Source organism: Rufibacter aurantiacus (assembly GCF_017916345.1).
In the GTDB taxonomy this organism is placed as follows: domain Bacteria; phylum Bacteroidota; class Bacteroidia; order Cytophagales; family Hymenobacteraceae; genus Nibribacter; species Nibribacter roseolus.
Map to the genome: position 1 here is coordinate 802285 of NZ_JAFMSV010000004.1, position 13920 is coordinate 816204.

The 13920-nt window shown below is 52.2% G+C and carries 10 protein-coding genes; 5 read left to right on the forward strand and 5 right to left on the reverse strand.

The genetic code is table 11. The features are described from left to right. The first annotated feature begins 48 nt into the window (after positions 1-48). Together J3P34_RS18145 and J3P34_RS18150 are read left to right on the forward strand one after the other, a co-directional pair. Positions 49-969 carry a 1-aminocyclopropane-1-carboxylate deaminase/D-cysteine desulfhydrase gene (locus tag J3P34_RS18145; protein WP_210490020.1) on the forward strand — a complete coding sequence of 307 codons (921 nt, stop codon included), beginning with the start codon at positions 49-51 and terminating at the stop codon, positions 967-969. A gap of 425 nt (positions 970-1394) precedes the next feature. After that, a complete protein-coding gene (locus J3P34_RS18150; RefSeq protein ID WP_210490021.1) occupies positions 1395-2033 on the forward strand; it encodes a DUF4230 domain-containing protein in 639 nt (212 codons plus the stop codon). Positions 2034-2473: 440 nt separating this feature from the next. Here J3P34_RS18150 and J3P34_RS18155 read toward each other — a convergent pair whose 3' ends face one another. After that, positions 2474-2956 (reverse strand): regulatory protein RecX, encoded by a 483-nt coding sequence (locus J3P34_RS18155; RefSeq protein ID WP_210490022.1) that lies wholly within the window; start codon positions 2954-2956, stop codon positions 2474-2476. Positions 2957-3095: 139 nt separating this feature from the next. Here J3P34_RS18155 and J3P34_RS18160 point away from each other — a divergent pair, with 139 nt between their 5' ends. From J3P34_RS18160 to gloA2, 3 genes are all read left to right on the forward strand, one after another. Then, positions 3096-3989, forward strand: coding sequence for a DMT family transporter (locus J3P34_RS18160; protein WP_345890378.1), 894 nt, complete (start codon positions 3096-3098; stop codon positions 3987-3989). A 222-nt stretch (positions 3990-4211) separates the two neighbouring features. Beyond that, on the forward strand, positions 4212-6821 hold the full coding sequence (locus J3P34_RS18165) for a DUF5686 and carboxypeptidase regulatory-like domain-containing protein (protein ID WP_210490023.1): 2610 nt from the start codon (positions 4212-4214) through the stop codon (positions 6819-6821). A gap of 51 nt (positions 6822-6872) precedes the next feature. Then, positions 6873-7262 carry an SMU1112c/YaeR family gloxylase I-like metalloprotein gene (gene gloA2 / locus J3P34_RS18170; RefSeq protein WP_210490024.1) on the forward strand — a complete coding sequence of 130 codons (390 nt, stop codon included), beginning with the start codon at positions 6873-6875 and terminating at the stop codon, positions 7260-7262. A 104-nt stretch (positions 7263-7366) separates the two neighbouring features. On the opposite strand, the gene J3P34_RS18175 is transcribed toward gloA2, so the two are convergent. The 4 genes from J3P34_RS18175 to J3P34_RS18190 all read right to left on the reverse strand — a co-directional run bounded on the left by J3P34_RS18175 (position 7367) and on the right by J3P34_RS18190 (position 13536). After that, positions 7367-7777, reverse strand: a complete 411-nt coding sequence (locus J3P34_RS18175) for a hypothetical protein (protein WP_210490025.1) — start codon at positions 7775-7777, stop codon at positions 7367-7369. 180 nt (positions 7778-7957) lie between these two features. Continuing rightward, the gene (locus tag J3P34_RS18180) at positions 7958-9472 is read right to left on the reverse strand and encodes a RagB/SusD family nutrient uptake outer membrane protein (protein WP_210490027.1); all 1515 of its coding nucleotides are present in this window, start codon (positions 9470-9472) and stop codon (positions 7958-7960) included. Positions 9473-9484: 12 nt separating this feature from the next. Then, entirely contained in the window at positions 9485-12556 is a 3072-nt protein-coding gene (locus tag J3P34_RS18185) for a SusC/RagA family TonB-linked outer membrane protein (protein ID WP_210462955.1), read from the reverse strand. Between the two features lie 755 nt (positions 12557-13311). Beyond that, on the reverse strand, positions 13312-13536 hold the full coding sequence (locus J3P34_RS18190; protein WP_210490028.1) for a hypothetical protein: 225 nt from the start codon (positions 13534-13536) through the stop codon (positions 13312-13314). Positions 13537-13920 lie beyond the last annotated feature (384 nt).

The following is a 13920-nucleotide window of genomic DNA, read 5'->3' on the forward strand; positions in this document are numbered from 1 at the left end:
GGCCAGAAGCGGGCGCTGCTGTATTTTACCGCTTTAAAGACTTGCCGCATGCCTGTTCTCCTGCAACCGCTTTCAGATCCGCTGCTCACCCATAAAGGAGTTGAGCTAGCCGTGCTGCGCGAGGATCTGCTGCACCCGGGCATTCCCGGGAACAAGTGGCGTAAACTTAAATACAACCTACAGGCGGCGCAGAAGCAAGGCTGCGAGACGCTGGTCACCTTCGGAGGGGCCTTCTCCAACCACATCGCCGCCGTGGCCGCTGCTGGAAAAGAGTTCGGGTTCTCCACCATCGGCTACATTAGAGGCGAGGAGACCTTACCGCTCAACCCCACTCTGGCATTTGCCACGGGCTGCGGCATGCAACTCCGGTATCTCAGCCGCTCAGATTATCGCCTCCGTCAAGACACCCGTTTCCAGGCCGAAATCCTGAAATCAGCCCCCAAACCTTATCTGCTCCCCGAGGGCGGCACGAACCTGCTGGCTGTGAAAGGCTGCACCAAGATTGTCACGGAACTTACCGCACCCTGGGATATGCTCTGCGTAGCAGCAGGCACCGGCGGTACCCTGGCTGGGATAGTAGCCGGCGCGGTGGGCAAAGGAAAGATCATCGGGTTTCCGGCTCTGAAAGGAGGGGAATTCCTGTGGGATGAGGTGACAGAGTTGGTGCAGGAATATGCCGGACGTACCTACCAAAATTGGGAACTGCAAACGGGCTATCATTTCGGCGGCTACGCCAAACACACCCCGGAACTCCTGGATTTCATTCAAACCTTCCACCAACGGCACGATATTCTGCTAGACCCGGTATACACGGGCAAGATTCTGTTTGGCGTATTTGACCTAATCAGAAAAGATTATTTCCCGGAAGGCACCAAATTGATAGCGGTGCATACCGGCGGGCAGCAAGGCTGGGCCGGCTACGCGCAGCGGTATGGGTTGGCGTGGCCCTCGGCGGACATCATCAAATAAAACTAACCTGTGCTTTTCGCTGGCGCGAGCGTCTCGCTCGTGTCCGCACGCATACCAGAGAGTAAAAGCCGCATACTCACTCTTTTGTCATCCTGAAAGGATCTTGGGGGCAAACTGTAGTAGCGTTTACTACCCGGCCTTTCTGATTCGCCCACAGAATCTTCCTAAGATGACAGGAAGGGGGGAAGGCTTTGGTAGGCTAAAGAGCTTGATCTCAGGAAAGCAAATAGGAACCTTCAGGTATGCGTGCGGACACGAGCGGGACACTCGCCCCAGCGATGGATTGCTATGATAGAAATGCCTTAATAGAGTCTGCCAAATTGAGTATTCATTTGGGGCCTAGTTTCTTGAAAACAGGCCAAAAACGAGCAGAGTAACTTTCGGTGCGGTTTTCGCATATAGACACATACACCTATTTTCATTCCATGCGACTCCTTTTTGTTCTTCGTAAGTTCATTCCCTGGCTCTTGCTCTTGATTGTGGCCGGTTTGGCTTGGCGATTCCTGTTGATGCCCGTGAAGAATTTTCTTAACCCCACCGATGAGCCTGCGGTGGAGGTGACACATAATACTGTCTTGACCAAGATTGAGGCGATGGGTAAACTGGAGTTGGTGCGCTACAACTTCAAAGACGTGGTGGAATACAAAAAGGAAGTGTCTCGGTTCTTGCCCGATTCCAAGGTGGCCCTCATTGTGGGCGGTGAGGCAGTGGGCTGTATTGACCTGCAGAAATTGCAGGAAAGTGATCTGCAGTTCATCGGGGATTCTGTCCTGCACGTGAGTTTGCCTGCTCCTGAGATCTGCTACTATCGCGTTGACCACACCCAATCTAAGGTGTTCGGGAAGGAGAATACCTACTTCCAGGATGCTGACCTGGTAGACGAGGGTTACAAGTACGCCGAGGAAAACGTAAAACAGGCAGCTCTGAGCAGTGGCATCCTCCAACAGACTTCTGTCAACGCTGAGAAAATCCTGAAACCGATGCTGGAGAACATGACCGGCCGCCGTGTCTACCTCATGCCGCGGCAGATTATCACTCCTCCGGCTATGCCGAAGAAAAGGTGATTTTTAGGATTTGAAGATGTGAGAATGTGCTAATTTCTTAATGTGCTGATGTGCTAATTTCTTTATGGGAGAATGTGGTTGTTTGTCGTCCTTTTGAAGGTCTGGCGTGACTAGTACTGGTAATGGCGTTTCAATAGGTTGATGTAGCGACAATCCCTTGTGGTTGCACTTTTATAGATTGTTGGTGATAACACCAACAACGGTATAGCTTTCATAGCTCGTTGTTAGCCTGTTAACCACCCCGCCCTTCGGGCACCCCTCCTGAACTAGGAGGGGATTTAATGTGGGCTAACGGTATGGCGCTTGATCAAAAGACCTCGCAGCGTCCGGAGGTCCTGCGAGCGTCTGTGCCAGTAGCCGCTAAATCAAAACACATTAACACATCAGCACATTAAGAAATTAGCACATTATCACATCAGCACATTCTCAAATCTCCACATCTACAAACCCAACTCCCGCCAGGCATCCTGGATCAGGTCTAGTTCATAGCCTTTACTTTGGAGGAAGTACTGGATTTTCTGGCGGCGGGCCATGGGGTTGCGTTCCCCTTCGGTTTTGTTTTTCTTCTCCAGCAGGTGCAACAGGTTTTCCCAGTAAACATCGGGGTCAATTTCCTGGAGGCCTTTTCGGATGCAGTAGTCCGAGAGGCCTTTGGCTTTGAGGCCCAGCTGGATTTTGCGGCGGCCCCAGCGTTTAAGGCCGTACTTGCCCCGCACGAAGGCTTGGGCGTAGCGCTCCTCGTCCAGCAGTTTTTCCTGGGTCAGGAGAATGACCAGTTCATCGGCTTCGTCAAGGTCCAGGCCATAGTCCAGCAGCTTGGCGCGTACCTCGTTTTGGGTCCGTTCCTGGTAGGCGCAGTAAGAGGCTATCTTGGGCAGGGCCTCTTTCTTGGTGTAAACTTTCTTCTTTTTGGGCTGGAACACGGGTCTGGTTTTTAGCTGAAACTACCGCTGCCGGTATATTCTATAAACCAAAAGTAGGCAAAAACAGTTTGCCCGGCTGGCGTTTAAAGCCCCGAAATTCAAAAAGAGATGCAAAATGCTTGGAGTAAAAGCCCGACCTTTGCAGCCTCAAATTTTTCCGCTTACCGCCATGACCAAAGGGGTTCAGTACATGCTGCTTTCCACGTTCTTTTTCGCGCTGATGAACGTGTGCGTCAAGTTTTTGTCGCATTTGCCGCCCATGGAAGTGGTGCTGTTCCGGTCGGTGATTTCGCTTATCCTTAGTTATGGCATGATCAGGCAGGCCGGGGTTTCGCCGTGGGGCAACCGCAAGCCGGTGCTGGTGCTGCGTGGGTTGGCGGGAGGTTTTTCGCTGCTTCTATTCTACACCACCATCCAGAACATCCCGCTGGCGGGCGCGGTGACCATCCAGTACCTGGCGCCCATTTTCACGGCTTTGCTGGGCGTGTTCATTGCCAAGGAGAAAGTGGCATCATGGCAGTGGGTGTGTTTCCTGATTTCCTTCTCGGGGGTGCTGGTGATTGAGGGCGTGGATACCCGTATCTCGCTGTATTACCTGCTCATCGGCATTGGGAGTGCGTTTCTGTCCGGGGTGGCGTATAATTCCGTGCGGAAGCTGAGCGAGACCGAGCATCCGCTGGTCATCGTGTTTTATTTCCCGCTGGTGTCTCTGCCTTTGTCTTTGGTGTTCTGCCTCTTTGACTGGGTACCGCCGCAGGGCAACGATTGGCTGTGGCTTTGTTTGACGGGCATTCTCACGCAGCTGGGGCAGTATTTCATGACGCGTTCTTACCAGGTGGAGAAGCTGGCGCGGGTGGCCAACCTCAACTACATCGGCATTCTGTACGCGCTGGGGCTGGGCATGGTGTTCTTCGGGGAGACGTTCCATTTGTATGCGTATCTGGGCATTGCTCTGGTGCTTCTGGGCGTGCTCCTGAACATGCAGTACAGCCGCAAATTGCGTAAACTGGAGGCCGCGCAGGCAACTTCCTGAGCGTTTTGGGCATCTTTTAAATGAAACGGGCCTAAAATGGGCATCGGCTTTTGTTTCCTAACGCATCTTCTCTTTACCTTTAAAACCTACTGCTCTGTTTCTCAGTGAGAAGTGTAATATTAAGGTTTTTGAATACCTGCTGATATAGAAACCGAGGCCAGTTTCGTTAAACAGCCAAACCCTTTGCTCATGCTTTCTTTGTACCCGTGCCTTTCCCCCAGAATGTCTCGTAAGCTTGCCTCTGTGCTGGGCCTTTGGTTCCTGTTGGCGGGGGTAGTCACCGCTGGTGTGCTGAAAGGGAAAGTGACCGATGAGAAAGGAGCGGGGCTGGCCTTCGCGACGGTGTACCTGCAGGGTTCCACCGTGGGTTCCACCACTAATGAGCAAGGCGATTACCAGTTCAACGTGGACCCGGGCAAGCACACGGTGGTGTTCCAGTACGTGGGCTACAAAAGCCAGACCCGGGCCATTGAGGTACCGGAAGAGGAAAAACCCACGCCGCTTGTGCTCAACGTGCAGCTGCTCCCCGATGTCTACAACCTCAATGAGGTGCGGGTGAGTCTCAGCGGCAAGAACCCGGCGTACGGTATCATGGAGCAGGCCATTGCCAAACGGGAATACCATTTAAAAGAAGTGCAGGCCTTTACTGCCCAGGTATACGTGAAGGGTTTGCAGCGCCTCATCAACATGCCCAAACGGCTGCTGGGCATTATCAAAGTGCCGGCCGGCCTTAAACCGGGCATCCTGTACCTGTCAGAATCAGTGTCTGAGATGAGTTTTATGCAGCCGGGCAAATACCGGGAGCGCATGATTTCCTCCAAGGTGAGCGGTAGCAGCCGGGCCTTCAGCTATAACCAAGCCTCGGAGTTTAACGTCAATTTTTACCAGAACCTCCTCAAAGCGCAGGGGGTGAACGAGCGGGGTTTTGTGTCGCCGCTGGCCAACAACGCCATGTTCTTCTACAAGTATGAGTACGTGGGCAGCAGCCAGGACAACGGGTACCTTATCCACCGCATCAAGGTAATCCCCAAGCGGAAGACAGACCCGGTGTGCACGGGCTACGTGTACATTGTGGACGGCTCCTGGCGCCTGCACAGCCTTAACTTGTTTGTGACCAAATACCAGCAGATTGAGTTTGTGGACACCCTGCGCATTACGCAGCAGTTTACGCCCGCACCGGGCAACGTTTGGGTTTTGCAATCGCAGAAATTCACGTTTGATGTGGAAGGCTACGGCTTTAAGGGCAATGGTTATTTTATGGCCGTTTACAGTAAATACCGCGTAAAACCGGCACCCTTTGTGAAACAGGCTCCAGCCCCTGCACCAGTTGCTCCCACCACTCCAGCCCCGGTGGTGAGTCCGCCGGTAGTGGCCGCGCCCCCCGCGCCCAAACTCAGCCGTAAGGAACGCAAAGCCCTTCGGGATAACCCGCCCGCCAACGGCGTACCAAATGCCGAGTACTTCAAGAAGAAGGAGGTTTTGCTTATTGAGAAAGACGCCAATACCCGGGACAGCGCCTATTGGAACGAGGTACGCCCCGTGCCCTTGACCCAGGAGGAGATAGTGGATTACCATACCAAAGACAGTCTGCAGGTCATCAAAGAATCAAAGCCCTACAAAGACTCCATAGACCGGAAGAATAACAAGTTCAGCGCCTCTGATCTGCTGCTCTCGGGTTACTCTTACCAGAATTCGTTTGAACGCACCTCTTTCAGTATTGAGCCGGTTACGCGCATCTGGCAGTACAACACCGTGGAAGGCCTGGTGGCTAACCTGGGCATCGAGTACACCAAACGCTATGAAGACCGACGCCGCTACACCATCGCGCCTACCCTGCGCTATGGGTTCAGCAACAGAGAGGTGCAGGCCAAGCTGTCCGGGTCTTTCATGTATGACATGGTCCGGCGGCGCTCGGTGGGCTTTGAGGGAGGCAAGTTTGTGAGTCAGTTCAACCCCGAAGAACCCATCACCCCCTTCGTAAATACTGTGTACACGCTGCTGTTGAAGAAGAACTACGAGAAGCTTTACCAGCGGCAATATCTGCGCCTGTGGCACAACCGCGAGTTGGTAAACGGGCTGTCGGCGACATTCCAGGTAGGCTATGCCCAGCGCGAGATGATGTTCAATACCACTGATTACGCCGTACGCGACCGCGCTTCACGAGTGTTTTCGTCAAATGAGCCCCAAAACGCCGAGGTCGCTTCCACCGCTTTTTCGCGACACCAGGCCCTCACCGCTGCCTTTACGTTGACTTATCGCCCGGGCGCGGAATACATCTCGCACCCAGACCGCAAGATCAACCTGGGCTCCAAATGGCCGCTCTTCACCCTGAACTACCGCAAGGGCATCTCCGGGGTGCTGGGCAGCGATGTGGACTACGACTTCGTTTCTCTGGACGTGAGTGATGAGCTGGCCTTGGGTTTGCTGGGCACCAGTTCCTACTCGGTGAGCGCAGGTACTTTCTGGCGCAAGAACCAGCTGTATTTCATGGATTTCAGGCACTTTTCCGGGAACCGCACCATCTTATCCGGTGATTTCAGCGGTTTTCAGTTGCTGGATTACTACCGCTACAGCACCCAAAAAACTTACATAGAAGGTCACTACAGCCACCATTTCAATGGCTTTATCCTGAACAAGCTCCCACTCATCCGCAAGCTGAAGTGGCAGGAAGTGGGCAGCGTCAATTACCTTCACACTGCGGCCGCCGGTCATTACCTGGAGCTGGGCGTAGGTTTGGAGCACCTGTTCAAAGTCTTCAGGGTGGATTTTGTGACCGGTTTCCAGGAACGCCAGAAAGTAAGCTCCGGTATCCGGATCGGCTACGGCTTTTAGGCCATAGGCTTCCTGCCGGCAGAAGTCCGAACCCATGCGTACCTTTGCCCCATGATTCAGTTAAAGAGCATCCACCACATTGCCGTCATCTGCACAGACTACCCGGTTTCCAGGAGGTTTTACACGCAGGTATTGGGCCTTACGCTGCAGCAGGAGATTTACCGTGCCGAGCGCGATTCCTACAAGGCAGACCTGGCGCTGAACGGGCAGTACATCATTGAGTTGTTCTCTTTCCCCAACGTGCCTGCCCGCCTGTCTTTCCCCGAGGCTGCCGGCCTGCGGCACCTGGCTTTTGAGGTGGAAGACGTTGCAGCTGCCCGGCAGGAACTGATAAACCAAAATGTGGAAGTGCAGGAAATACGGGTGGATGAACACACCGGCAAGCGCTTCTGCTTCTTCTCTGACCCAGATGGTTTACCGCTGGAACTCTACGAACGGTAGAACGCCTGCTTTTGGGCTGTTTTTAGAAAATTGGCTGAAAAACAGAAAGCAGGGAAATCTTTGTTAGAGGTGCCGGTTGGACCTTCCACTGGAAATGAAAGCCACTACAAGACGGCAAGGGAAACCCTGACTTCCTTCTGGGCCGGGTTAAGGTCAGAGATTCTGGGGTAAGGGGTAATCTCACGCAAAGTCAACTGGTATTTTTTGGTGCCCAGTGAAAACTTCACCATCTCGCCCAGGTAGAGGATTTGCGAAACACTTGTTCCGGTTGAGTCTTCCAATTGTACCTGCGCAAGGGCCATGCCGGCCCAGATGCACAAGACATCTTTAGGGCAGCGGGTGTCTTCCACTTTCTGGAGCGTTAAGGTAAGGTCTTGCGCAGACAAGGGCACTTGCCAGGAAAGTGTGTAGGTGGTCCAGGACGGCGTATGGGTAAGCGGTTTGGTAAGAACGGGCGTTAAGGTGGGAGTCTCTGGGCGGGTGCGCGCGCATCCCATCAGAAGGAGTACCATCATAAGAATAAGACCGCTTTTCTGTTTCATGGCTTCTTTTTATAAAGGGAGGCATTTTCACCTGCGTACTATAAAGAGCCTGAAACAGAGCCAATAGTTGCTTCACGGTTTAGGAAAGGTTTACAAAAAAAAGCCCACCAGAAATCTGGTGGGCTTTTTCTTTATGCAGGGTTTAGGAAATAATTAGTACCCAGGGTTTTGCTCTAAACCTGCCGTACGTACGTCTTCGCCCGGGATAGGCAGCACGTTGTGCTTGCCTTCTTTGTAACCCAACGGACCCAGTTCCTGGGCAGCGAGGCCCCAGCGTACCAGGTCTACATAGCGGAAACCTTCAAAAGCAAGTTCCAGGAAGCGTTCGTTTACAATGGCGGTAAACAGGGCGGTGCCGCTGGCGGTTACCGGCGTCAATTCTGACCGCTGTCTCACCATGTTCAGGTATTCGCGTGCTTTGCCTTCGTTGCCGGCGCGATAATGGGCCTCGGCGGCCATCAATAACACGTCTGCGTAGCGGATCATGCGCCAGTTGGTACCGTAGTTCAGTTCAGATACCGGACCACCGGTCTGGCTGCTGAACGTGCCGTATCTTCTCTGAAAATAGCCCTCGTAGTCATAAGCGGTGGGATTGGTCCAGTTACCGCCCATGGCTTTCAGCTCGGTTTCAGACATCACAGTGGCCTGTTTTCTTTCCACATCGCCGGCGGCCACGAAAGCCTGGTAAAGCTTGGCTTTAGGAGAGTTGAAGCCCCAGCCCCCGATCAGGGAATCTGACGGAGCCTTGGTGTAGAAGTCGCTTCTTGGGCCCATCAACTGAAGGTGGATGTTGCTTTCTGGCTGCGCCCCCCAAGGGAAGTTCCCCCAGTCATAGCTTTGGGTTTTGGTGTAGGAGATCTCAAACAGAGACTCTTTGCCAAACTCGCCGGCCTCAGAGAATGCCTTGCCCACCGATGACTCTAACTCAAATTGGTTTGAAGCGATAACGGCTTCAAACTGGGTGGCGGCATCTGCCCATTTCTGCTGGTAGAGCATGGCTTTGCCAAGCAACGCCTGGGCTGCTCCCTTGGAGGCTCTGAACCGGTCTGCGCCGGTCAATGCGCTTTTCTGGGGAAGGTCTACCATGGCTTCTTGCAAGTCCTTCTCAATCTGAGCGTAAACGGCAGTTTTGGCGGCTCTGCCGGTGCTGCTCCATTGTTCAATAGGAATGTCGCCGGTTACCAACGGCACGTCGCCCCACAGAGACACCAGTTCAAAGTAGTTGTAAGCCCGCAGGAACTTGGCCTCAGCAATCAGCCTTTTGCGTAGTTCCGTTTCCGGCTGCACGTTGTTGATGACTTTGTTGGCCCGGTAGATGGCACCGTAGGTCAGTCTCCATCCCCATTTCACGGCGTCATTCTCGCTGTCAAAGTTGAAGTCGTCCAGGGTCTGGTAGGCAGGCTGGTCACCAGGTCCGCTACCGGCGGCGTTGCTTTCATCAGACGGCATGGTCTTCACCATGTAGATACTGCTCCAGGCGGTGTTGTAGTGCGCCTGCATGATGTCATAGATGGCGGTAGTGGCCTGGAGCGCGTCTGCGTCTGTTTTGTAGAATTCCTGCTCAGAAAGCTTGCCGGGTACCTCCTGGTCTAAGAAGTCTTTACAGCCAGAAGTCATGGCCATAAGGGCTAAACCGAATGCTGCAATCTTGATATAATTCTTCTTCATGGATTCTGTTGCTTAGAAATTTAAGTTTAAACCAAACATCGCTAATCTTGGCACTGGGTAAGTACCGCGGTCAATGCCTAAGCTGTTGGCGTTGTTGCTGCCTGCCTCTGGGTCCAGGCCAGGGTAGTCTGTGAAGGTGAAGTAGTTATCCAAAGACACATAAACGCGGGCGTTTCTCATTTTGAATCTTTCGGTTACTGCATTTGGCAGGGTATAGCCCAACTGTAACTGACGAACGCGGGCGTAAGAGCCATCAAATACCATCAGGTCACTGTTGTAAACGTAGGCGTTGGTAGTGCTTGCTCTAAAGCCGGTGTTGGTGCTGCCTTCTCCGGTCCAGCGGTCTTCATAGAAGAAAGCCGGTTTGTTGGCGGTAGGGCGGTCTGTACGGCTAAAGCCCAGGATCACATCATTGCCAATCTGACCCTGCACGAAGGCCAGCAGGTCAAAACCTTTATAAGCCAGGTTCACGCGGGCACCGAAGATCAGGTCTGGGTGGGGGTTACCGATCATAGCGTAGTCGGCAGGGGAAATCTGCTTGTCACCGTTGGTGTCAAGCACAATCGGATCACCTGGTTTAGGGCTGTAACCGGTGATTTGGGTTCTGGCCAGGTACTCGCTGATCTGCTCTTCATTCTGGAAGATACCATCGGTTTTATAGCCTCTCAGGTACCAGATTGGGAAGCCTTCTTTGAAAACGGTAGCAGACCAACCGGTTCCCACGCTGGCGCCAGGAATCTCGTTTACGTTAGGGTCCAGGTAGGTTACTTTGTTCTTGATGGCGGTGAGGTTTCCGGATAACTCATACTGGAAGGCTTCTGCAGCATCATTGCGGTAACCTAGCTCAAATTCCCATCCTTTGTTCTGTACGTTACCGCCGTTCACGAACGGAAGCGCAGCGCCCACAAAGCCTGGTGCAACCCCTGGCGTAATCAGGTCGATGGTCTTTTTGTCGAAATAATCGGCGGTGAAGGTCAGGCGGTTGTTGAACATGCCTAAATCAATACCGAAGTCCAATTGCTCACTGGTTTCCCAAGTAAGGTCTGGATTAGCTAGGGTAGTAGGAGCGGCCCCCACCAGGTAGTCGCCTGAACCATCTGGATAACGTCCCACAACTCCTACGGCAGCTAACCAATCTCCTATGCGGGAGCTTGAAAGGGAACCGTTCTGGCCCCAGCTGGCGCGCAGTTTCAGGTGGTTAATTTTGGTTTCTGGGAAGAAGTCTTCGTTAGAAACAACCCAGCCCAAAGAGATGGAGGGGAAAGTACCCCAGGCGTTCTCAGGCGAAAACAGAGAAGATCCGTCTCTTCTTACGGTAGCGTTCAACAGGTATTTGCCAGCGTAGTCATAAGAAAGTCTGCCGTAATAAGAGGCCAGGGTGCTCACATTGGCGTTGCTGCCTATGCGGTCCAAGGCGTCTGGGGTTGTGTCTGCGTAAGAGAACTTATCTTCCTCTTTGAAAAGGCCAGAGTAGCTTCCGCCAATGTAATTCCACATGCGTTTCACCGCAGAGGTACCAGCCAGGAAGGTGAAGCCGTGGTTATTAATCTGCTTGGTGTATGTAGCGAAGTTCTCCCACTGCAGGTTAAACCAGTTGTTCTGGGAGTCTGAGCCGTTTGCGATGGAGTTCAGGTTTTCGCTGGAGAACCAGAAAGTAGGGGTCCAGTTGTGTTGTCTCTGGAAAGCCCCGTCAATCCCGAAACGGGAGGTGAACTTCAGGCCTTGGATGGGCTCCACGTCTGCGTACACGTTGCCTACCACTTTGTTCTGGGTAGTCTGGCCTCTGGCCAAGGCAATTCTGGCCAATGGGTTACCGTACTCCCCTCTAATGAAGTTAGAGATACCGTAGTAGTTGCCGTTTTCATCGCGCACCAATGGCTGGCCAGCCTGGATGGCAGCGGTTACGTGGGCTGGAAGCGCCCCGGTGTAGATAACCGGAGTCAAAGGATCCATGGACAGGGCACTGCTGATCAAACCTCCAAACTCATCGTTTTCTGCTAGGCCTCTGCGTCTGAAGTTGGAGTAAGAGAATCTTTCCCCAATGTTCAGCCAGGACTTGATTTTATGGTCTGAGTTGATGCGAACGGTATAACGGTCAAATTTGGCTTTGTCACCGCCCACAATACCCTCCTGGGTGAAGAAGTTACCGCCTACCAGGAAGCTGGATTTCTCTGATCCCCCGCTGAAGCTGATGGAGTGGTGTTGCTGGGGCGCCGTCTGGAACAATTCATCAAACCAGTTAGTGCCGGCTCCGGCGGCAGTGGCTTCGGCAACCGTTGGTCTGCCCGGGCTGTTAGATTCCTCCAGGTACTGCTGGTACTGCTGGGGGTTCATCATGTCCATCATTCTACCCACAGACTGTCTGCCGTACTGGAATGCGTAGCTGATCTCTGAGGTGTTGACTTTGCCGGTTTTAGTGGTGATGATCACTACCCCGTTGGCGCCTTCAGCCCCGTAGATGGCCGCTGAGGCCGCGTCTTTCAATACTTCAATAGAAGCGATCTCTGAAGGGTCCAGGAATTCAATGCCTCCGGCTCTTACGCCATCAACAATGTAAAGAGGCTCTGAACCAGAGTTCGAACCAGTTCCTCTTACCCGTACGCGCATCCCGCTGCCCGGAGAGCCTGAAGCAGGTAATACTGTAACACCGGCAGTGCGGCCCTGTAAAGCCTGTTCTACCCGGCTGGAAGATACCGTGGCAATCTCCTCTGCTTTCACTGAGGAAATGGCTCCGGTCACTAAGCTTTTTTGCTGGGTTCCGTAACCAACAACCACTACTTCTTCCAATGCTTGTTGGTCCTCCTGCATTGCAGCGTCAATTGAGGTTCTTCCATTGATAGCAATTTCCTGGTTCACGAACCCAATATAGCTTATCACCAAGGTGGAGGCATTTGAAGGAGCCTGTAACTGATATCTGCCCTCCACGTCGGTTGTGGTACCGGCTGTAGTACCTTTTACTACCACGCTAACGCCTGGTAGAGGCTCACCACCACGGGCGGAGGTTACCCTCCCCGTAATTGTGGTTTGAGCAAACGCCACGCTACTTATAAACAGTAGCAAAAAGGTTAGTAGTTTGTTCTTCATAAATACAGTTTCGTTAAAAATATCCGTTTTTGATGACCTAATATAATATAATGGCAAAAAAATGCTCAAATATTAATTACATCACTAATACATCAAGCGTGGTATTTCCCTGCGTTAGCACTACATCAAAAAACTGAAAAAAGCCCTAAAATGCTTAATTAGGCAGTTTTTCAATTCATTAGGGTTTGAAATAAATTTTCATTAAAAATTGTGTCTTTTTTAAGTGTTTTTTTGACGAATCTTCATTTTTAAGCTAAAAACCCAACTTCTGTTAACATCTTGTCCCACTTTTTAGCCTATGATGAATTGGGCTATTATCTGTGCTAGGGATGCTTCAGGCTAGCTTTTGGGTTGAAGTTGAATTGTGGATCCTGGCAGAAGGATGCCGCTGAGGTTTAATGCTGGAGAAAGGAAAGAGCGCTTTCAGTGCCCGATGAATTTCAGGGTTAGGGAAGGGAGAAAATCTTGGAGGGAAATGCTGAAGAGAGATAGGTTGTTTTAAGCCCGTTTTATGAGAAGCGATTCCATAACAAAAGGAAGGAGACTGCAAGGTTGGATCGCTTATAACCACAGCAAACGCCAAAACTGACATGCTCCAAATGTGCTTGTGAAAGATGTATTTTATCTGCGTTTATTTCTTTCTGTTTTGAGGCTGTTTTTGCAAGATCGGACCCAAGGCATTGAAGTGAAACGGGGTATAAAACGAAACCTGCAGCTTTCGCCACGGGCTCGCTCCCTTCAGAAAGATACAATTGTTATAAGGCTGCCACCGATACTTTGGCGGTTTTCTCGGCTGGGTTGGGATTCGCGGTATTGGGGAAAGGCAGGACCTCGGTCAGAATCAGGCGGTAGGTTTTGCTGCCCAGGGTGGCGTTGACCGTATCCGCAGTGCGGAAGCCCCGGTTGTCTGGCGCCGTGAGCGGGTCTCCCAGGTATAGAACCTTGGTGGCACTGTTGCCCTGGGCATCCTGCAGTTGCACATACGTGATGGCTGATCCCGCCTTGATACAGTTGGCATTGATGGGGCAGCGGCTTTCATCTACCTTCTGCAGGTTCCGGGTGAGGTCGCCGGCGGCTACGGGCTTCTAAAGGTGTTTCTTAGTGCTTAGCTTGTTTTTTGTAAACCTGCTGCATTATGTCTTCTCCTGACATTGCCTGATATTATGTTGCTCTTCTTTGTTTCACGATGACCCGAACTCCAGTACAGCAAGTCCAAATTTCCCAAGGCTGCAGGAAAGCATAGATGGGAAAAGGGAATCCTACCACAGAGGCAGCTATCCAAGTAAAAATAGCTATCCCTATATGTAATGGGTCTCACTAAAGGAATGTCATTTTTACAACTAGAAAAAGGAGTAGTGTGAATA